General features: G+C 67.1%; 17 protein-coding genes and 1 pseudogene. 6 read left to right on the top strand and 12 right to left on the bottom strand.

All coding sequences use genetic code 11. The features are described from left to right. Positions 1-9 precede the first annotated feature (9 nt). Positions 10-1395, top strand: a complete 1386-nt coding sequence (locus N4G42_RS05865) for an FAD-binding oxidoreductase (RefSeq protein ID WP_260666503.1) — start codon at positions 10-12, stop codon at positions 1393-1395. Positions 1396-1487: 92 nt separating this feature from the next. Further along, positions 1488-2324: an urease accessory protein UreD gene (locus N4G42_RS05860; protein ID WP_260666501.1), complete on the top strand. Its 837-nt coding sequence runs from the start codon at positions 1488-1490 to the stop codon at positions 2322-2324. A 29-nt stretch (positions 2325-2353) separates the two neighbouring features. Here N4G42_RS05860 and N4G42_RS05855 read toward each other — a convergent pair whose 3' ends face one another. Beyond that, on the bottom strand, positions 2354-2866 hold the full coding sequence (locus N4G42_RS05855; RefSeq protein ID WP_260666500.1) for a GAF domain-containing protein: 513 nt from the start codon (positions 2864-2866) through the stop codon (positions 2354-2356). 83 nt (positions 2867-2949) lie between these two features. Beyond that, the gene (gene alaC, locus N4G42_RS05850) at positions 2950-4176 is read right to left on the bottom strand and encodes an alanine transaminase (protein ID WP_260666499.1); all 1227 of its coding nucleotides are present in this window, start codon (positions 4174-4176) and stop codon (positions 2950-2952) included. 175 nt (positions 4177-4351) lie between these two features. On the opposite strand from alaC, the gene N4G42_RS05845 reads away from it, so the two are divergent. After that, positions 4352-5098, top strand: coding sequence for a haloacid dehalogenase type II (locus tag N4G42_RS05845; protein WP_260666498.1), 747 nt, complete (start codon positions 4352-4354; stop codon positions 5096-5098). A 28-nt stretch (positions 5099-5126) separates the two neighbouring features. Here the strand turns inward: N4G42_RS05845 and N4G42_RS05840 are convergent, their stop codons facing one another. Together N4G42_RS05840 and N4G42_RS05835 are read right to left on the bottom strand one after the other, a co-directional pair. Further along, positions 5127-6209: an adenylate/guanylate cyclase domain-containing protein gene (locus N4G42_RS05840; RefSeq protein WP_056060658.1), complete on the bottom strand. Its 1083-nt coding sequence runs from the start codon at positions 6207-6209 to the stop codon at positions 5127-5129. A 314-nt stretch (positions 6210-6523) separates the two neighbouring features. Further along, positions 6524-7312, bottom strand: a complete 789-nt coding sequence (locus tag N4G42_RS05835; protein WP_260666497.1) for a metallophosphoesterase family protein — start codon at positions 7310-7312, stop codon at positions 6524-6526. A 197-nt stretch (positions 7313-7509) separates the two neighbouring features. On the opposite strand from N4G42_RS05835, the gene N4G42_RS25635 reads away from it, so the two are divergent. Then, complete coding sequence (locus tag N4G42_RS25635; protein ID WP_353937047.1) at positions 7510-8127, top strand: hypothetical protein; 618 nt, start codon at positions 7510-7512, stop codon at positions 8125-8127. Here N4G42_RS25635 and N4G42_RS25630 read toward each other — a convergent pair. Beyond that, positions 8121-8447, bottom strand: a pseudogene (locus N4G42_RS25630) (diacylglycerol kinase family protein); the annotation flags it as partial. The gene N4G42_RS25635 and the pseudogene N4G42_RS25630 overlap by 7 nt on opposite strands. A gap of 312 nt (positions 8448-8759) precedes the next feature. Here N4G42_RS25630 and N4G42_RS05825 point away from each other — a divergent pair. Further along, entirely contained in the window at positions 8760-9611 is an 852-nt protein-coding gene (locus N4G42_RS05825; RefSeq protein WP_260666494.1) for a phosphatase PAP2 family protein, read from the top strand. Between the two features lie 22 nt (positions 9612-9633). On the opposite strand, the gene N4G42_RS05820 is transcribed toward N4G42_RS05825, so the two are convergent. The 3 genes from N4G42_RS05820 to N4G42_RS05810 are packed head-to-tail and all read right to left on the bottom strand — an operon-like array spanning position 9634 to position 13553. Next, positions 9634-11535, bottom strand: coding sequence for a CocE/NonD family hydrolase (locus N4G42_RS05820; RefSeq protein WP_260666493.1), 1902 nt, complete (start codon positions 11533-11535; stop codon positions 9634-9636). 13 nt (positions 11536-11548) lie between these two features. Then, positions 11549-12514 (bottom strand): Bug family tripartite tricarboxylate transporter substrate binding protein, encoded by a 966-nt coding sequence (locus tag N4G42_RS05815; protein WP_409557800.1) that lies wholly within the window; start codon positions 12512-12514, stop codon positions 11549-11551. 25 nt (positions 12515-12539) lie between these two features. Further along, positions 12540-13553: a porin gene (locus N4G42_RS05810; RefSeq protein ID WP_146872258.1), complete on the bottom strand. Its 1014-nt coding sequence runs from the start codon at positions 13551-13553 to the stop codon at positions 12540-12542. A 199-nt stretch (positions 13554-13752) separates the two neighbouring features. Here N4G42_RS05810 and N4G42_RS05805 point away from each other — a divergent pair, with 199 nt between their 5' ends. After that, positions 13753-14673, top strand: coding sequence for a LysR family transcriptional regulator (locus N4G42_RS05805; RefSeq protein WP_260666491.1), 921 nt, complete (start codon positions 13753-13755; stop codon positions 14671-14673). A 119-nt stretch (positions 14674-14792) separates the two neighbouring features. Here the strand turns inward: N4G42_RS05805 and urtE are convergent, their stop codons facing one another. From urtE to urtB, 4 genes are all read right to left on the bottom strand, one after another. After that, complete coding sequence (gene urtE / locus N4G42_RS05800) at positions 14793-15485, bottom strand: urea ABC transporter ATP-binding subunit UrtE (RefSeq protein WP_260666490.1); 693 nt, start codon at positions 15483-15485, stop codon at positions 14793-14795. Between the two features lie 76 nt (positions 15486-15561). Further along, positions 15562-16437, bottom strand: coding sequence for an urea ABC transporter ATP-binding protein UrtD (gene urtD / locus N4G42_RS05795; RefSeq protein WP_056060633.1), 876 nt, complete (start codon positions 16435-16437; stop codon positions 15562-15564). Beyond that, positions 16434-17573 (bottom strand): urea ABC transporter permease subunit UrtC, encoded by a 1140-nt coding sequence (gene urtC, locus N4G42_RS05790; protein WP_260666489.1) that lies wholly within the window; start codon positions 17571-17573, stop codon positions 16434-16436. Before urtC ends, urtD begins: the two co-directional genes overlap by 4 nt. A 20-nt stretch (positions 17574-17593) precedes the next feature. After that, positions 17594-19177 (bottom strand): urea ABC transporter permease subunit UrtB, encoded by a 1584-nt coding sequence (gene urtB, locus N4G42_RS05785; protein WP_056060628.1) that lies wholly within the window; start codon positions 19175-19177, stop codon positions 17594-17596. Positions 19178-19241: the final 64 nt, after the last annotated feature.

Below are 19241 nucleotides of genomic sequence, written 5' to 3'. Positions count from 1 at the left end.
GATACCGACATGACCACCACCGCCCATCAACTGCCCGACCTGCTGCCCGACCTCGACTGGATCGCCGACCCGCTGCGCGTGGGCCGCCTCTCGCAGGACTTTGCCTGGTTCAGCCCCGTGCTCAAGCGCGACCTGGCGGGCAAGCGCGGCGACATCGCCGTGCGCCCGCGCACCGAAGCAGAAATCCGCCAGGTGGTGGCCGCCTGCGCCAGCGCGGGCATCCCCCTCACCGTGCGCGGCAGCGGCACCGGCAACTACGGCCAGAGCACACCGCTGCATGGCGGCGTGATCCTGGACCTGTCGGGCTACAACGCCTTTGGCTGGGTGCGCGGCGGCGTGGGCCGTGCGCAGTCAGGCATCCGGCTGGCAGACTTTGACGCGCAGGCCAAGCCCCACGGGCAAGAACTGCGCTGGCTGCCCAGCACCTACCGCAGCGCCACGCTGGGCGGGCTGTTTGGCGGCGGCTTTGGCGGTGCGGGCTCCATCAACCACGGCCCGCTGGCCGCGCCCGGCAATGTGCTGGCCGTGCGCGCGATGACGGTGGAGCCCGAGCCCCAGGTCATCGAACTGCGTGGCCCAGAAGCCATGCTGCTGCACCACACCTACGGCACCAACGGCATCGTGCTGGAGCTGGAAGTGGCCCTGACCCCTGCCGTGGAGTGGACCGAATGCATCGCCACCTTCGAGCAGTTTGACGCTGCGCTGGAGTTTGCCGACCGCTTTGGCAGCGCGCCCGGGCTGGAGAAAAAAGAGGTGTGTTTTGTGGCCGCACCCATCCCACAATACTTCACCAGCCTGGCCGAGCATCTGCCCCCCAATCAGCATGCCGTGCTGCTGCTGGTGGCCCCACACTCCGAGGCGGGCATGCGCGACATGGTGGCGCAGCACGGCGGCCAGGTCACCTACCGCAAGACGGCCGACGAAGTGGCCAGCAGCCACAAGACGCTGCTCGAATACACCTGGAACCACACCACCCTGCACGCCCTCAAGGTGGACAAGGGCCTGACCTACATCCAGAGCGGCTTCAACCCCATGCACCGCCTCAAGCAGGTGAAGGCGCTGGAGGCCGCGCTGAAGGGCGAGGTGATGATGCACCTGGAGTTCTTGCGCACCAAGGAAGGCGCCTTCAACTGCAGCGGGCTGCAGATCATCCGCTACACCACCGAAGAACGCCTGAACCAGATCATGCAGATCTACCGCGACCATGGCGTGCAGATCAACAACCCACATGTGTACATCGTGGAAGACGGCAAGCAGAACAACCTGGACCCGGCCGTGGTGGGCATGAAGCGCCGCTTTGACCCCCAGGGCCTGCTCAACCCGGGCAAGCTGCGCAGCTGGTACACGGCCGAACCCACAGCCCCCGTGCAGACACCTGTACGCCAAACAGCGTAGAGAAAACGGGTGGCGCGTGTCGCACCCACGGGCCTCTACCGCTTACCTGCAGGGCATAATCAGCTACTCATTTAGTAGCAAACCATCGAAACATGCCCTGGCACGCCCGCCTTCAGCTCGACTACACGGCAGAACATAGCGCCCGCACGGTAGCCCGCTACGAGCACAACGGGCCGCTGCGCATCCTGCAAAGCCTGTACCCCGAGGGCGACGCCATCTGCCACAACGTGCTGGTGCACCCGCCCGGCGGCCTGGTGGGCGGCGACACGCTGGACATCACCACCACCGTGGGCACCGGCGCCCATGGCCTGGTCACCACGCCCGGTGCCACGCGCTTCTACCGCTCCACCGGCCCGCTGGCGCTGCAGCGCAGCCACCTCACCCTGGCCGAAGGCGCGCGCCTGGAATGGCTGCCGCTGGAGGCCCTGTGCTACAGCGCCTGCCATGCTGAAAACCACCTCACGCTGAACCTCGCCCCCGGCGCCGAATGCATCGCCTGGGACGTGACCGCACTGGGCCTGCCGCACGCGGGCCAGCCGTTTGAACAAGGCCGCTTCACCCAGCACCTGGAAGTGCCCGGCCTGTGGCTGGAGCGCGGCGTCGTCGACGCCGCCGATGACCGGCTGCTGAGCAGCCCCTTGGGCTTGGGGGGCCACCGCTGCATGGCCAGCATGTTCTTTGCCGCAGGCACCCCACTTGACCGGACGCGCCGCGACACCGCACTGGACGCGGCCCGTGCGGTGATGGATCAGCACCCCCTGGTCAAGGCCACCGCAGGCGCCACCAGCCCCAACGACCGCATGGTGGTGGTGCGCGTGCTGGCGCCGCAGGTGGAGCCCGCGATGAAACTGCTCAAGGCCGTGCGGGTGGCGTGGCGCCAGGCGATGTGGTCGCTGGAAGGGGAAGCACCCCGGATCTGGGCGATGTAAGGGGCCGATCAACACTGCCCTGCAGGAGGTCAGCGCTGCCCGGGATCCAGTGTGAGCCTGGAGGCCAGCAGGTCAGCTGTGTACCGCAGACGGCCGATGTCCACGTCGGCCTGCACGCCACGGCTGAAGCAGCACAACGTGCCATATATCTCCCCGCCCGAAAGCCGCACCGGCGTGCTCAGATGCGTGCCGATGGGAAAGCCGGGGTTGGGTGCCCGGCCCGCCGCCACCAGGGGCCCGGCGTCCTTGATCGCTTCGGGCAAGCGCCCCTCGATCACCCACTGACACCAGCTTTCCTCCACGGGGTCCGATCTGCCCGGCTGCACTGCGGAAAAGTCTGCGGCGCTGTCCACCGCCTTAATGGTTCTGCGCCCCTCGGTGATCTGGGACACGAAGGCCACGTCCATGTTGAGGCGGGTGCGCAGCAGCTTCAGCACCTGCGGCACAGCCGCTGGCAGGTCGGGATCGGCAGCGTCGCTGGTGGCCACCAGCAGTTCGGAAATGGTGACGTCGAGGTCGTCGGGGTTGTAGTCCAGAAACATGCGCCGCAGTCTACGCGGCGGCGCATGCCAATGCCGTAAGCAGTCGTTGCAACGGGTTTCAGCGCCGCCTTGCGGCGCCTTTCTCAGGCGGGTATCACCGGGGGCAGCTTCAACAAACCATCCGCCTTGAACATGGCGCGAATCCCCCGCACCGCCTGCCGAATCCGCGCCTCGTTCTCGATGAGTGCAAAGCGCACGTACTCATCCCCCTGGTCGCCAAAGCCGATGCCTGGCGACACACACACCTTGGCCTTGTCCAGCAGCTGCCGCGCAAATTCCAGCGAGCCCAGCGCGCGATACGGCTCGGGGATGCGGGCCCAGATGTACATGCTGGCCTTGGGGCAGTCCACGGCCCAGCCGGCTTCGGTGAGCCCCTTGTAGAGCACGTCACGGCGGCGCTGGTACTGGGCAGTAATATCTTTCACGCACTGCTGGTCGCCCTCCAGCGCGGCGATGGCCGCGACCTGCAGGGGGGTGAAGGTGCCGTAGTCGTGGTAGCTCTTGATGCGGGCGAGCGCGGCCACCAGGTCGGGGTTGCCCACCATGAAGCCCACGCGCCAGCCGGCCATGTTGTAGCTTTTGGAGAGTGTGAAGAACTCCACCGCCACGTCCTTGGCGCCGGGCACTTCCATGATGCTGGGGGCGCGGTAGCCGTCGTACACGATGTCGGCATAGGCCAGGTCGTGCACCACCAGGATGTCGTGCTTCTTGGCCAGGGCGATGACGCGCTCGAAGAACGAGAGGTCCACGCACTGCGCGGTGGGGTTGCTGGGGAAGCCAAAGATCATCATCTTGGGCTTGGGGTAGCTGCCGCGGATGGCCTTTTCCAGCTCGGCAAAAAAGTCCACATCGGGCGCCACAGGCACGCTGCGGATGTCGGCACCGGCAATCACCGCGCCGTAGATGTGGATAGGGTAGCTGGGGTCGGGCACCAGCACAGTGTCGCCCCGGTCCAGCGTGGCCAGCATCAGATGGGCCAGGCCTTCCTTGGAGCCGATGGTGACGATGGCCTCGGTGTCGGGGTTGATGTCCACCGCGTAGCGGTCTTTGTACCAGTGGCTGATGGCGCGGCGCAGGCGCGGGATGCCTTTGCTGGCGCTGTAGCCATGGGTGTCCGGCCGCTGGGCCACTTCGGTGAGTTTGGCGACGATGTGCGGTGGTGTGGCCCCGTCGGGGTTGCCCATGCTCATGTCGATGATGTCTTCGCCCCGGCGGCGGGCGGCGAGTTTCAGCTCGGCCGTGATGTTGAAGACGTAGGGAGGGAGGCGATCGATGCGCGCGAAACGGCGCTTGCCTTGCGATGCAGACATGCTGGTTGAACTTTCACGTAAGCGCCCGGAACCGTCCGAGCGACGTGGCTGGCAGAAAGGCCAGCCCGCAGTCAATGTAGCGCAAGCTGCGGGCAGCACTCCAGCCCTTTGTGCGCAGTGTGGCGGCAATGCCGCAGTGGGGACGAGGGCTTGCCGCCGCCTCTACGATGGGCGCATGAACACCCTCCCATCCACAAACCCCACTGCCCTGCCTGCCGACCATCCCTTTGCCCAGGTGCAGGTGCTGGCCTTCGACATCTTTGGCACCGTGGTGGACTGGCACGGCAGCATTGCGCGCGAGGTGCGGGCACTCTATCCCCAGGTGGATGCCGATGCGTTTGCACTGGCGTGGCGCGCGGGCTACCAGCCCGCCATGGCGCGGGTGATGCGCGGCGAACAGGGCTGGACGTTGATCGATGCCCTGCACCGGCAGATCCTGGACGAGATCCTTCCGCGCTTTGGGCTGGCACACCTGGGCGATGCCGAGCGCCACCACCTCAACCGCGCGTGGCACCGGCTCCATGCCTGGCCCGACAGCGTGCGGGGGCTGACGCGGCTCAAGCAGCGCTACACCATCACCACGCTATCGAACGGCAACATCGGCCTGCTGACCAACATGGCCAAGCGCGCCGGGTTGCCCTGGGACTGTGTGTTGAGCGCCGAGGTGTTCAAGGCCTACAAGCCGCATCCCGACACCTACCTGGGCGTGGCGCGGGTGTTTGACCTGCCACCACAGCAGGTGGCGCTGGTGGCGGCGCACCACGACGACCTGGCCGCTGCGCGGGGCTGTGGCCTGCGCACGGCGTACATCGAACGGCCACACGAGTTTGGCGTGGCACAGCCCAAGGATGTGTCGCCGCAGCCCGGCAATGACTTGCACGCCAAGGACCTGGCTGATCTCGCCAGCATGCTGGGATGCTGAACGGCCCGCGGTGCGGGGTGTGCGCGCGTCAGTGCGCCACCAGCAGCTGCACAAACATCTGCACCTTGGCGCGGCATTCGGCGCTGATGGAGGTGAACTCCAGCCCGGCCACCCATTCGTCGCCCTCCTGCTTGAGGGTGATGACCCGCGCATACACATCGGCCACGCGGTAGTCCACCAGTGGCAGCTCGAACTCCAGCTTGATCTCACTGTGGGGTTCCAGCGGCTCGATCAGCTCGACCAGCAGGCCGTGGTAGCCAATGTCGCGGATGGCGCCGTGCACGATGTGGGGCACCACGATCTTGTCCTGCATGCGCTGGCACAGGCAGGGCAGGCGCGCGTCCACGCGGTGGCTGCGGCGGAACTCCTGGCGGGGCACCTTGAGCTTGTGCGACGGGATGGCGATCAGCTCACGCAGGCTGACGGGCTGCGTGCGCCCCTTGACGAACACCTGCATGGGCGCAGACGCCGACACCAGCCCCCAGCAGCGCTGGTAGGTGGAGTCGCTGATGAGCACCTGGCCCCGCAGGCTCAGCGCCTCGATGCGCGAAGCCAGGTTCACGGCCTCGCCGATCACCGTGTATTCGGAATACACATCCGAGCCAAAGCGCCCGGCCATCACTGTGCCCGTGTTCACGCCAATGCCCAGAAACACCTCCGGCAGGCGCTCGGTCAGGTGGGCCAGGTTCAGCTCGCGCATGGCGATCTGCATCTCCACCGCACACAGCAGCGCGCGGTCCACATCGTCGTCTCGAGCCACCGGGGCGCCGAACAGCACCATGATCGAGTCGCCCATGAATTTGTCGATGGTACCCTGGTACTTGAACACCACCTCCGACAGCCGTGCCAGGCAGCGGTTGAGCGCCGCAATGACCACCGACGCGGGCTGTGAGCCCGACAGCGCAGTGAACCCGCGCAGGTCGGCCAGCAGGATGGTGACCTCGCGCGGCGCCACCTCCAGGCCGTTGGCGGCAGCACCTTCGGGGTTTTCCATACCGTGCAGGATGCCCGCCATCTCGGCCTGCGCCGCCTCGCCCAGGGGCTTGCCGGTTTCGCGTTCGATCAGCGCCTGCAGGCGGCGCACGGCGTCGTGGTGGAATTCTTTGTGCATGGAGGTCTGGGGCGTGGAGCGGCCGGGTTTTTGTGGGTGGGGGTAAGAACCTGTTCAGGTTCTAAAGGCAATGCCTGCCATTCACCACCCAGAATAGGCGCCGCCCCACGGCTGGTCAACCGGTGAAAACACCCCGGGCAAAGCAGCAACAGCGAGGTGGGCGGCACCTGCCCGCTATCAGCAAACCGGTGTGGGGCGTGCCAGCAGCGCCGCAGCGCTTCCCGGTAGAAAAATTGGGGCTTTTTGGCTTGAAGCGCTACATCCATATGCATCAAATGCTATCAACAACATAGCAATTGATGCATCTTCCGCCGTCACCTGGCAGCCACCCGGTCCACACACACAAACTCGCCCACCGCGCCGTCATAGTCCCACCGTGCCGCCACCCTCGCCTGGCCGTCTGGCACAACGCCCGATGCCTCGGTGCTGAGCACCACCAGGCTGTTGGGGCTGCCGTGCCGCAGGCGGTGCGACACCGCCGTGCCCGCGCTGCTGGCCCACAGCCCCGGCATTGGCTGCAACAGGCGCGGCTGGTGCACGTGGCCGGACAGCAGCATTTGCGCGCCGGCAATGCGCCAGCGCTCCACGGCTTCGTCGGCGCGGCGGGGGCGGTGGTCGCGGTCCTCGGCGTCGCGCGCTACCAGCGGGTGGTGGCTGGCCACAATGCGCCATGCACCCGGGGGTGCACGCGCCAGCAGCAGCGCCACATGCTCGATCTGGGCAGACGACAGGCTGCCGCGCTCGTGCCGCCAGGCACGCGTGGTGTTCACGCCCACCACGTAGAACGCTCCCATCTGCCGTACCGGCTCCTGGTCCATGCCGAACTGTTCAGAGAACCTTTCGTACGAACGGCCCCAGCGCATCCACCACGCAAACAGGGGCAGGTCGTGGTTGCCCGCCAGCACCAGGGTGCTGCGCGCATGCAGGCCCTGCACAAACCGCGCGGCCTGCTCAAACTGCTCGGCAGTGGCGCGCTGCGTGAGGTCGCCCGATACCACCACCATTGCCACCCCCAGGCGTTGCGCCAGCCGCTGCACAGCGGCACACACCAACGGGTCGTGCGCACCGAAGTGCAAGTCCGACAGGTGCATCAGAACAGTCATGGCAGGTGATCGCAGGCAGTGGGCAAGCGCACGGGGGGCCCCATCATGCAGGCAGCAAGCCGGGGGCGGGGGTAGTGCCGGGCGCAGGCGTGTCGGTTGCGGAGGCTGCGAAAGCGGTCTCTTCTGGTGGTGGGGTCTGCGCTGCGCCATCGCGCACCAGCGGGCTCGGTGCCACCAGCCACAGCGGCCGCGCACTGATGCGGAAATGCAGGGGCGGCGCCATCCACTCCCGCTCGCCGTCAAACGCCACCTTGACCTGCGGGGGCCGCCAGCTGGCGGGCGCCACGGTCAGCTCGGCACACGCCATGCTGACCACCGCGTTGTCCTTGTCGAGCTGGCCGGTGGCCGCGTTCCACACGGTGCGGGCGATGGCCCAGCGCCCCTGGGGCTTGAGCATCACCACGGCCAAGTGCCCGCCGTCTGCCACCTTCTGCGCCTGCGGCAGGCCCATGCGGTCCAGCTGCAAGGGGTTGTTGCCCACAAACAGGGTGGTGACCAGATGCTCCTCCTGCTGCGCCTCGGCGCCCTGGTGCGTCTTCATCACCACGCGCCAGCGGCGGCCCGATGCGGGACGAAACAGGCTCCACACCGCCGCCGCTATGGCCACCCAGCGCTTGCGGCCAAAGCGGCGCGATGCCATCTCGCGGTCGGCCAGCATCTTGGGGTACAGGCCCACGCTGGCGTTGACCACAAACATGCGGCGGTTCACAAACCCCACCTGCACTGGCCGCAGGTCGCCCGCATGCAGCGCCTGCAGCAGGTCCTGCACAGCGGTCTCGGGGTCCAGCGCCAGACCATGTTCACGGCTGAAGTAGTTGAACGTGCCCATGGGCACCACACCCAGCGGCACCCCGGCGCGCAGCGCCGCCGACGCCACTGCGTTGATGGTGCCGTCACCCCCGGCGGCCACCACCAGTCCACCATCGTCCTGCGCGGCCTGGGCGGCTTGCTCGGCCAGCTGCACGATGTCGGCACGCCGGTCAGGCACGTGCCACACCACGTCGTGCGCCTGCAAGGCAGGCACACCTTCGAGCTTGGCGCGCAGCAGGTCCAGGTCGGCACCTGGCCGCCGTGGCACCACCAGATGGATGGGGCCACGGGGCTGGGGAGGGAGGGTGTGTTCCGAAGGTGTCATTCAAAAACTCTGCAACAAACAAGAGCAACCCCACACCGCGCTGAGCCAATCGCAGCGACCGGGCGAGCCCGCAGGGCCACACCACACGATGATTGTCAACACGGATTGCAGGGCACTCCATGGTGACAAACGGCTGTCCCCCGCGCAGCCGGTAGCCACGCCTACCCTTTGTCAGCCGGCTCCGACAGCGACAGTAACGATGCAATACACCCACCACGCAACGGGATGTTGGGAACTTCGGTACAACCCACGGCTTCTCTCCATGGGCCGCCCGCCCTGCGGGTGCATCCGAAGAAAGGACCCACTATCTCCATGACCACAACCTCCAGCGCTTTGGCCGCCACCGACATCGGCGCCCTGCTGGCGCAACACCCCCTGGGCTGGTGGATGGCTGGCGTGCTGTCGTTTGCCCTGCTGGGTAGCGTCGCCTTGACCGGCTTGCGCCGCCTGCGACAACACGCAGGCGCCCCGCTGGGCCGCATGTTTCCGGCGCAAGCGCGCTGGGTGTTGGTGGCCGCCATGGCCGCATCGGCCTGCACGCTGGCTCTGGCAGGTGCCGCGCTGGCAGAGCTGGCCGAAAGCGGGCGCGCCCCGGGCACCTGGGGCGCACTGGACGACGCACTGGCTGCAGGCCTGCAAGCACAGGCATCCGCCGCCGTGCTGCAATGGTTTGCCACCCTCACCCACCTGGGCGACACCTGGGTGCTGACCGCGCTAGCGCTGGGCGTGGCCGCCCTGCTGTGGCTGCGCCGGCACCGCCTGCTGGCCACCGGCTGGCTGGTGGCCATGGCGGGCAACGGCGCGTTGACCAAGGTGCTGAAGCGTCTGTTCGAGCGCGTACGGCCCGAGCACACGCACGGCATCGCCGAGGCCAGCGGCTACAGCTTTCCCAGTGGGCACAGCAGCGCATCGATGGTGGCCTACGCCATGCTGGCCTACCTGGCCACGCGGCTATTGCCCCGCGCCTGGCACCTGCCTGCGGTGGTGCTGGCGGGCGCGCTGATCTTCACCACCGGCTGGAGCCGTGTGGTGCTGCACGTGCATTACGCCAGTGATGTGCTGGCAGGCTGGCTGCTGGGCAGCACGTGGATGGTGTGCACGGTGCTGATCATGGAGAGCGTGTCGCGCTGGCGCGGCGCTGCGCCCCCGGCGACGCGCCGCTGAGCCGCCGCCCGGGCGCCCCGGTTTACCGTGCGGGGGAGTCCTCGGCAGACTCCATGGGCTGCATCGGCAAGACCACACAGGACGCACGCCCCGGCCCCATGTGCACGGTGTTGAACGCCACCACCCGTGGCCCCGCACTGCCCTCCGGAGCGCCGGTGTTGGGGTTGACGTCGAACCGCGGGAAGTTGCTGCTCGAGATGTCGAGCCGTATCCGATGGCCCCGGCGGAACAGGTTGGACGTGGGCATGGGCTCGATGGTGATCTCCACCACCTCGCCAGGCGCCATCAGCCCAGGCTGCTCCCACGAGTCGCGGTAGCGGCAGCGCAGGATGCCGTCGGTCAGGTTCATCGCATACCCCTCGGGGTAGTCCTCGCTGGGCGGGTACTGGTCGATCAGCTTGGCCGTGAAGTCGGTGTCGGGTGCGGTGGACGACACCCACAGCGCGATGGTCACCGGGCCGGTGATCTCCACATCGCCGTCGAGCGGCGGCGTCTGGAACACCAGCACGTCGTCCCGGCCCGCCAGCGGCCCGAACGGCGCCTGCGCACCGAACAGCCCGTCGTGCGTGCGCTGGTCGTAGGCACCGGCCACCATCAGCGGTTCGCCCGAGGTGACGGAGCCCCCGATGGTGGGTACCGGCCTTGCGGGGTCAAAGCAAAAACCGGCCTGGGCCTCGGCCTGCGGTACGGACTGCGACAGCAGCCCGCCCGGCGCGAGGTACCAGGGCACCAGCGTGGTCGCCGGTACAGGCCAGCGGGCCGCGCTGCGCCAGACGCCGCCATGGTCGAGCCGGCCTTGCGGCGTGCGCCGCCCCGTGCCCCCGCCCATGCGGAAGTAGCGCACGGCATCGTCCTGCCCCGCGGGCAGCGGCTGCCCGCGCAGCCAGTGGTTGAACCACGCGAGCCGCATGTGCACGTAGTCGGGTGCAAGCGTGCCATCCAGCACCGCATCGCGGCCGAAGTCCACATCACCCGCGTACGGCACGCTGCGCTCGCCATGCGTCCAGGGGCCCAGCACCATGCGCACGTCGCCCTGCCCGCGCTGCGAGAGCCCGAGGTAGTTGTCGGTGGTGGTCTGCGCATACGGGTCCCACCAGCCGCACATCAGCATCACGGCCACGCCTTCGAAGGCGCCGTAGTGGCCTGCCGCATACAGCTCGGGCTGGCGCCAGTGGTCATCGAAACTGCCGCGCTCCCATTGGCCGAAGAGATAGTCCTCGTACTCGGGCGCCCACTGCAGCGGCGAATCGCCGCGCGTCCAGGGCAGGCGCAAGAACCATTCGCCGATGTCTGCCTGGTCGAGCGCCTGGCGCGCGGCGTCGCTCAGGCTGTTGCTGCCGCTGCGCGCATTGCGCAGGGCCCACACGGCCTGCTTGAGCTCGAAAGCGCCCCCATGGCGGATGCCGCCCCGGTAGGCATTGGCAAAGCCGCCGCATTCGAGAAACATGGCCTTGAGCCCGGCGGGCCGCTGGCTGGCCAGCGCCGTCTGGGTATGGGCCGCGTACGACAGCCCGTAGGTGCCCACGGCGCCGTTGCACCAGGGCTGCGCCACGATCCAGGCCATGGTGTCGGCACCGTCGTGGGCCTCGCCCAGGTACTTGGTGAACTGCCCTTCGGAGTCGAAGCGGCCCCGGCAGTCCTGCACCACCACCGCGTAGCCCTCGCGGGCAAACCGCTCGGCCACCTCGCCGCGCCGCAGGGGTGCGGGGTTGGCGGCGGTGCGCTCGCGCCGGGTGGGCTCGTCTTTGCCGTAGGGTGTGCGCTCCAGCAGCACCGGCAGGGGGCCGGTGTGACCGGCCGGCAGATACACATCGGTGGCCAGGTGCACGCCGTCGCGCATGGGCACCCGGCGGGTGTGCCGCACCACCCCGCCCACACCGGCCGGCGCGGCAGACGGCGCCATTGGATTCATCATCGTGGTCATGGAAGGTCCTGCCTCAGTCGAGCTTGAGGTTGCGGTCCTTGACCAGCTTGGCCCAGCGCGCCGTGTCTTCCTGGATGAAGCGGCCGAGCTCCTGCGGCGTGGTGGGCGCGGGCTCCGCACCCTGCGCCAGCAGCGAGGCGGTCACCTCCGCGTCGGCCAGCGAGGCGCGCAGCACCTTGCTGATTTTTTGCACCGCATCCGCCGGCGTGCCGGTGGGCGCGAACAGGGCGTACCATATGTCGTACTCGAAGTCCTTGAGGCCCGCCTCGGCCATGGTCGGCACCTGCGGGAAGGCGCGCGAGCGCTTGGCGCTGGCCACCGCCAGCGGCACCAGCTTGCCCGCCTTGATGTGCGCAGCCACGCTGGGCACCGCATTGATGCCCAGCTGCACATGCCCGCCCGCCAGCTCGTTCACCGCCGGGCCGCCGCCCTTGTACGGGATCTGCACCATGCGCGTGCCGGTGGCCGCCTGGAACATCTCCATCGACAAATGCCCCGGGCTGCCGTTGCCACTGGTGCTGTAGTTCAGGCCGCCGGGGTTCTTGCGCGCCAGCTCGATAAGCTCCTGCACCGTGCGAACCTGCAGGCTCGGGTGCGTGGTGAGGATGGGCACGTTGACCACCACCCGCCCCACCGGCACAAAGTCGCGCGAGGGGTTGTACGTGAGCTTGCTGGACAGCAGCGGCGCCGTCACCATGCCGGAACCTGCGCCCATCAGCAGCGTGTACCCGTCGGCCGGCGCCGAGGAGACCGCCTGGAAGCCGTGCGCACCGGGCCGGTTGTCGATGACGACAGGCTGCCGCCACTGGTCCGACATCTTGCGTGCCACCACACGCATGGCCGTGTCCGCAGCTGCCCCTGCCGGAAACGGAATCACGATGCGCACGGGCTTCTCGGGGAACTCGGCCGCGCCCGCGATCAGCGGGTGGCACAGCATGAATGAACACAACAGCGCGAGCGTTTGCGGAATGCGGGACATCCAGGGAATCATGCGGTGCTTGTAATCAGAAATCATGGCGAACTCCCGCGCCAATGGCGCGCACGGACACATTGCTGCGGCTCGAATCGACGCCGTCGCGGTCGATGAAGGCCTGCAGCTCGGTGCGTTTGGACAGGGCATAGGTATAGGCTACCTGCTGGCGCTTGCGCAGGCCGCGCAGCGACGCCTGCACATCGCGCTGCATCACGTTGACCACGATGGCGTGCTGGCCAGCTGAAAAGCGGGTGCCCACCAGCCAGTAGTCCACATCGGCGCGGGTGGTGGCCGACGTCCTGGCGTACGTATCGCGGCCCAGCAGCACATAGGGCTCGATCGCGCCGAAGTCGTAGCGCACGCCGGCCTGCCATTTGCTCGAGAACTCGTTGGCCAGCAGTCCACCCGGGCGCGTGTCCTTGCCGTAGCCGATGCCTGCCGACCAGGGCCCGTCGGCATAGTTGAGGCCCAGGTCCAGCGACTTGGCGCCGTTTTCCTGCTCGGGCGTCTTGGCATCGCCGCGCAGGTAGTAGCGCGCCCGCAGGTTGACGCCGCCCCAGGTGGGGCTTTGGTAGCCGATGGCGTTGGACGTGCGGTTGCGCGCGTTCAGGATGGAGGTGCCGATGGCCGTGGCCCCGGCATCGTTGGCGGCGAACGAGGTGATGCGCGTGACTTGCGAGTACAGCGGCGAACCGGTCGGGTTGGCGGAGTCGAGCCGCCCCAGCGCCACCGTGCCCAGGCTGCCGCGCAAGGCCGCATAGCTGTTGCGAAACGCTGGCGTCGTGGCGGCGCCGGAGTCGGCTTCGAGCCCCATCTCCAGGCCGAACAAGGCGGCCAAGCCATCGCCCAGGTCTTCCTTGCCGCGAAAGCCCAGGCGGGATGCGTTGTCGCGCTCTTCCGTGACGGAACCGGCGTTGCCGGTCTTGACATTGTTGACGGTGAGCCGCACCTGGCCATAGACCTGCAGGTCCTGTGCGGCAGCGGGCCCCGCAGCCGAAACGGAAAGGCCGCAGGCGGCCAGCGCGAAGGGAAATGAGCGCCTCATGAAATCTTGCTCCTTGAAGGGGTGGTGCCAGGTTGGCTGATGACGCCGCCGATTCTGTGGAGCGAGGTGCTCGGCCACAACGCTATGACGAACGCTGATGACCCTATGCAATAGACCGCAGGTTTGCGCTGGCGTGGCAGCAATGCAAAGATGCAGGCTGGCTGCCTGCATACCCGAACGTCTGCCCCTTTTCCACCCCATGAACTTCAAGCAACTCGAGGCCTTCCAGGCCATCATGCTCAGCGGCTCCACCACCGGCGCGGCCGAGCGCATGGGGCTGTCGCAGCCCGCCATCAGCCGTTTGCTGGCGCAGCTGGAGGAAGACCTGGCCCTGCGTTTGTTCGTGCGCGAAAAGGGTCGCCTGAGCCCCACGGCCGAAGCCCATGCGCTGCTGCACGATGCCCAGGTGCTGATGGACTCGGCGCAGTGCTTTCGCCGCCATGCCGAACAGTTGCGCCTGGGCGGCTTCAAGCGGCGCCTGCTGAAGGTGGCGGTGCCCAGCACGCTGGCCACCACGCTCATGCCGGTGCTGGCCAAGCGCTTCATGCAGGCGCACCCGGACGTGGTGCTGGAGGTGCTGTCAGGCTCGTACAACGACACGGAGCGCGCGCTGCTGAGCCGCGATGCGGACATCGGTCTCGTGCGCCTGCCCATGGAAATGCAGGGACTGAACACCCGCGCCAGCCTGGACTCCGAAGCCGTGTGCATCATGCCCCGGGGCCATGCGCTCGAAGGCCTGGCAGAGGTCAGCCCCACCGACCTGATCGACGTCAGCCTGATCCTGCTGGGGCGCCAGCGGCAGATCCGCCACGACATCGACATGGCCTTTCGCCAGCGGCGCGTGCAGCCGCGCGTGGCGCTGGAGGTGCACTCCATCAGTGAGGCCTGCGCCCACGTGGCCCAAGGGCTCGGGGTCTCGATCGTGAACGCCTTGCTGGCGCGGCACTGCCCGTACGAGGCGATCACGTCGCGCCCGTTCAGGCCCCGTATCGCCTACCAGCTGGGCATCGCCACGGTGAACAACGCACCGGCTTCGCCGTTGCATGACACTTTCACCCGGCTGCTGGTGGAGGCGATGGAAGCACCTTCCCCCGCCGTGGCATTGCCTTCAGCTCCCTGAAACTGGTGCGCCCTCGCCAGTGCACCCGTGGAACTGGCCTCACTAGGCCACCGGGTGCATCCCCCTCCCACGCAGCAAGAGAGGGGGAAGGCGCCGCAGGCGACTCAGGGGCTGCGGTCTTAAATCGCAACGAGGTTGCGAATGCCCTTGGCTTCCATCTCGCTACCTGGCCCGCGGGCGATGACCTCGCCGCGTTCCATCACCAGGTACTCATCGGCCAGTTCCTGCGCAAAGTCGTAGTACTGCTCGCACAGCAGGATGGCCATTTCTCCCTGGTCGGCTAGCATGCGGATCACGCGGCCGATGTCCTTGATGATGCTGGGCTGGATGCCCTCGGTGGGCTCGTCCAGGATGAGCAAACGCGGGCAGGGGGCCAGCGCGCGGGCAATGGCCAGCTGCTGTTGTTGCCCGCCCGACAGGTCACCGCCCCGGCGTTTGAGCATCTGCTTGAGCACAGGGAAGAGTTCGTACAGGTGTGCGGGCACCGGCGTCGATCCGCTTTTGTAGGCCAGGCCCATGCGCAGGTTTTCTTCCACGGTCAGGCGGCCGAAGATTTCGCGGCCTTGCGGCACAAAGCCGATGCCTGCGCGCGCCCGGTCGTAGGGCGTGGCTTTGTCGATGGGTTTGCCGTCGAAGCTGATGCTGCCGCTCTTGATGGGCACCAGCCCCATGAGGCTTTTGAGCAGCGTCGTCTTGCCCACGCCGTTGCGGCCGAGCAGCACGGTGACCTTGCCCGGGGTGGCGGTGAGGCTCACGTCACGCAAGATGTGGGAGCCGCCGTAGTACTGGTTGATGTTCTGGACGGTGAGCATGGTGACTTGGGGTGTTTTGGGCCGCTAGCGCTAGTTCAATATGCGCCGGCAGCTATATTTTTGATAGTGAATACTTTCACCGGCCGAGGTACACCTCGATCACGCGCTCGTCGGCCTGCACCTGGTCGAGCGTGCCTTCGGCCAGCACCGAGCCATCGCACAGCACCGTCACCTTCTCTGAGATGGTGCGGATGAAGCCCATGTCGTGCTCCACCACCATGAGCGAATGTTTGCCCTTGAGCGTGAGGAACAGCTCCGCAGTGCGGGCGGTTTCTTCATCGGTCATGCCGGCCACGGGTTCGTCCAGCAGCAGCAGCTTGGGGTCCTGCATCAGCAGCATGCCAATCTCCAGCCACTGCTTTTGCCCGTGGCTCAGGTTGCCCGACTGGCGCGTGACGCTGTCGGCCAGGTGAATGGTGTGCAGGATCTCGGCCAGGCGGTCCGACTGTGCGGAGTCGAGCTTGAAGAACATACTGGACTTCACGCCCTTGTGGGTCTTGAGCGCCAGCTCCAGGTTCTCGAACACGCTGAGCTGCTCGAACACCGTGGGCTTCTGGAACTTGCGGCCGATACCCAGGCTTGCGATCTCGGGCTCGTTGTGACGCAGCAGGTCGATGGTGGAGCCAAAGAACACCGTGCCTTTGTCGGGCCGGGTCTTGCCGGTGATGATGTCCATCATCGTCGTCTTGCCCGCACCATTGGGGCCGATGATGCAGCGCAGCTCGCCCGGGGCGATGTCCAGGCTCAGGCCGTTGATGGCCTTGAAGCCGTCAAAGCTCACATGAACATCTTCCAGGTACAGGATGCGGCCGTGGGTCACGTCCACTTCGCCCGGCGTGGCAATGCGCGAGAAGCCTGCAGCGCGGCCGCCCGACTCGGTCTGGCCCAGTGCGACGGGCGCCAGCGTCTTCTGCAGCCGCCGCGCGCCTTCTTCCATCAGATCGGGCGTCATTGCGCGGCTCCCTTCGGTGTTGTCATTTTTGCCTTGAGCTTCTTGACCAGCCCCACCACACCGTCGGGCAGGAACAGCGTGACCGCAATGAACAGCGCGCCCAGAAAGTACAGCCAGAACTCCGGCGCCGTCACCGTGAGCCAGCTCTTGGCACCGTTGACAATGAACGCCCCCACGATGGGTCCGATGAGTGTGGCGCGCCCGCCCACGGCCGCCCATACGGCGATCTCGATGGAGTTGGCGGCGCTCATCTCGCCGGGGTTGATGATGCCGACCTGGGGCACATACAACGCCCCCGCCACGCCGCACATCATGGCGCTGATGGTCCAGATGGTGAGCTTGTAGGGCAGCGGCGAATAGCCCGAGAACATGACGCGGCTCTCGGCATCGCGCACCGCCTGCAGCACGCGGCCAAACTTGCTGCGCACCAGCCAGCGCGCCAGCAGGAAGAAGCCCAGCAGCGACAACCCCGTCAGCACGAACAGCGTCATGCGCATGTTCTGCGTGGCAATGGGCGTGCCCAGGATGCGCTTGAAGTCGGTAAAGCCGTTGTTGCCGCCAAAGCCGGTTTCGTTGCGGAAGAACAGCAGCATGGCCGCATACGTCATGGCCTGGGTGATGATGGAGAAGTACACACCCTTGATGCGCGAGCGGAAGGCGAAGTAGCCGAACACAAACGCGATCACGCCCGGCACGGCCACAATGAGGATCAGCGTGGCGATGAAGCTGTCGGACAGCGCCCAGTGCCAGGGCAGCTCCTTCCAGTCCAGGAACACCATGAAGTCCGGCAGATCGCTCTTGTAGTTGCCGTCGCGGCCGATCTGGCGCATGAGGTACATGCCCATCACGTAGCCGCCCAGCGCAAAGAACAGGCCGTGGCCCAGGCTCAGGATGCCGGTGTAGCCCCAGATCAGGTCCATGGCCAGCGCACAGATGGCGTAGCACATGATCTTGCCGAGCAGCGCCACGGCGTAGTCCGACAGGTGGAACATGCTGCCTGCGGGCACCCAGAGGTTGAGCACGGGTGCCACGGCGCACACCACGATGAGCGCCACGATAAAGGCCGACCAGCCACCGCGCGTGAGCAGCGGCGCCGGTGCGGGCAGTTGGATATTGGGAGAGGTTGGCGTAGTCATGATCAGTCGTCTCTGGTGCTTCAGTCGGCCGTACGCCCTTTGACCGCGAAGATGCCCTGGGGCCGCTTCTGGATGAAGATGATGATGAACACCAGCACCGCAATCTTGGCCAACACCGCGCCCGCCCAGCCTTCGAGGAACTTGTTCAGGATGCCCAGACCCAGCGCGGCATACACCGTGCCCGCCAGCTGGCCCACGCCGCCCAGCACCACCACCATGAAGGCATCGACGATGTAGCTCTGCCCCAGGTCCGGCCCCACGTTGCCCACCTGGCTCAGCGCGCAACCCGCCAGGCCCGCAATGCCCGAGCCCAGCGCAAAGGCCATGGTGTCGATGCGCGCAGTGTTCACGCCCATGCACGAGGCAATGGGGCGGTTCTGCGTCACACCACGCACGAACAGGCCCAGGCGCGTGCGACCGATCAGGTAGCCCATGCCCAGCAGCACCGCGATGGCAAAGCCGATGATGACGAGGCGGTTGTAGGGCAGCGTGAGGTTGGAGAGCACCTGCACGCCACCGCTCATCCACGCGGGGTTTTCCACACCCACGTTCTGCGCGCCAAAAATCGTGCGCACCAGTTGCATCAGCACCAGGCTGATGCCCCAGGTGGCCAGCAGCGTCTCCAGGGGGCGGCCGTACAGAAAGCGCAGCACGCCGCGCTCCAGCACCGCGCCCACGGCGGCCGAAGCGCCAAAGGCCAGGGGCAGCGCAGCGACCAGGTACCAGTCGAACGCACCCGGAAAATACTTCTGGAAGATGCCCTGCACCACATAGGTGGCGTAGGCGCCGATCATCATCAACTCGCCGTGGGCCATGTTGATCACGCCCATCAGGCCGTAGGTGATGGCCAGGCCCAAGGCGACGAGCAGCAGGATGGAGCCTAGGCTGATGCCCGAGAACGCGGCGCCCAGGCGTTCGCCCCAGGCGAGCTGGCCTTCCATGGCGCGCAGGGCGGCCTGCAGCGCAGCCTTGACCTTGGCGTCTTCTTCGACCGTAACGCGTTCGTTGAGCAGCAGCCGCGTATCAGGTGTGGCGCTGAGCGACAGTGCCTGGGCGGCCGCGATGCGTTGTGCGGGGTCGTCGCTGCCCAGCAGCGTGGCGGCGCGCGCCAGCTCCAGCTGGGTCTTGATCTTGTCGTTGGTCTCCTGCGCCAGTGCCTTGTCGAGCAGGGGCAGACGGCCTGCATCCGGTTCCTTGGTCAGTGCCTTGGCGGCGGCCATGCGCTGGGTTTCGTCCTTGCCAAACAGCGCCAGGCCCGCCAGGGCCGTGTCGATCTCGCCGCGCATGCGGTTGTTGTTGATGATGTCTTCGGCATCGGCGGGCACAGGGACCTCGGCGCCAGTGACAGGGTCGATGCCCTTGTCATCGCGCACGATCAGCGCCTTGCCATCGGCCACCTTCACCGCGTCGTCGGCCAGCGCCTGCAAGAAGGCGGCGGTGCGTTCGCTGGGCTCCACCACGGCCTGCTGCACGGCGGCCACACGGTCGTCGGTGTCACCAGCGGCCATGGCCAGGGCCTGCTCGGCGGTGAGGGCGTGGGCGCTGCCCGCCAGGCACAACAGGCTGACCAGGCACCAGCGCATGGCCAGAAAACATCGCAACATAAGAAGAATTCCATTCGGCCTGCTGTCGGTGGCAGGCGGGTGTCAAAGAAAAAGGGAGGGCGCA

This window comes from Acidovorax sp. K2F (assembly GCF_025246485.1).
GTDB lineage: Bacteria > Pseudomonadota > Gammaproteobacteria > Burkholderiales > Burkholderiaceae_C > Acidovorax > Acidovorax delafieldii.
This window is presented reverse-complemented; position numbering and strand designations above follow the sequence as displayed.

Excerpts from the sequence above, each read along its gene's own strand:
- N4G42_RS05845 (WP_260666498.1), top strand. The coding sequence starts at position 4,352 with ATGAACACCCTCCCATCCACAAACCCCACTGCCCTGCCTGCCGACCAT.
- urtC (WP_260666489.1), bottom strand. The coding sequence starts at position 17,573 with ATGACTACGCCAACCTCTCCCAATATCCAACTGCCCGCACCGGCGCCG.
- N4G42_RS05805 (WP_260666491.1), top strand. The coding sequence starts at position 13,753 with ATGAACTTCAAGCAACTCGAGGCCTTCCAGGCCATCATGCTCAGCGGC.
- N4G42_RS05865 (WP_260666503.1), top strand. The coding sequence starts at position 10 with ATGACCACCACCGCCCATCAACTGCCCGACCTGCTGCCCGACCTCGAC.
- N4G42_RS05825 (WP_260666494.1), top strand. The coding sequence starts at position 8,760 with ATGACCACAACCTCCAGCGCTTTGGCCGCCACCGACATCGGCGCCCTG.
- N4G42_RS05855 (WP_260666500.1), bottom strand. The coding sequence starts at position 2,866 with ATGTTTCTGGACTACAACCCCGACGACCTCGACGTCACCATTTCCGAA.
- urtB (WP_056060628.1), bottom strand. The coding sequence starts at position 19,177 with ATGTTGCGATGTTTTCTGGCCATGCGCTGGTGCCTGGTCAGCCTGTTG.
- N4G42_RS05860 (WP_260666501.1), top strand. The coding sequence starts at position 1,488 with ATGCCCTGGCACGCCCGCCTTCAGCTCGACTACACGGCAGAACATAGC.
- N4G42_RS25635 (WP_353937047.1), top strand. The coding sequence starts at position 7,510 with ATGCGGAAATGCAGGGGCGGCGCCATCCACTCCCGCTCGCCGTCAAAC.
- urtE (WP_260666490.1), bottom strand. The coding sequence starts at position 15,485 with ATGCTCACCGTCCAGAACATCAACCAGTACTACGGCGGCTCCCACATC.
- N4G42_RS05820 (WP_260666493.1), bottom strand. The coding sequence starts at position 11,535 with ATGACCACGATGATGAATCCAATGGCGCCGTCTGCCGCGCCGGCCGGT.
- alaC (WP_260666499.1), bottom strand. The coding sequence starts at position 4,176 with ATGTCTGCATCGCAAGGCAAGCGCCGTTTCGCGCGCATCGATCGCCTC.
- urtD (WP_056060633.1), bottom strand. The coding sequence starts at position 16,437 with ATGACGCCCGATCTGATGGAAGAAGGCGCGCGGCGGCTGCAGAAGACG.
- N4G42_RS05840 (WP_056060658.1), bottom strand. The coding sequence starts at position 6,209 with ATGCACAAAGAATTCCACCACGACGCCGTGCGCCGCCTGCAGGCGCTG.
- N4G42_RS05810 (WP_146872258.1), bottom strand. The coding sequence starts at position 13,553 with ATGAGGCGCTCATTTCCCTTCGCGCTGGCCGCCTGCGGCCTTTCCGTT.
- N4G42_RS05815 (WP_409557800.1), bottom strand. The coding sequence starts at position 12,514 with ATGTCCCGCATTCCGCAAACGCTCGCGCTGTTGTGTTCATTCATGCTG.
- N4G42_RS05835 (WP_260666497.1), bottom strand. The coding sequence starts at position 7,312 with ATGACTGTTCTGATGCACCTGTCGGACTTGCACTTCGGTGCGCACGAC.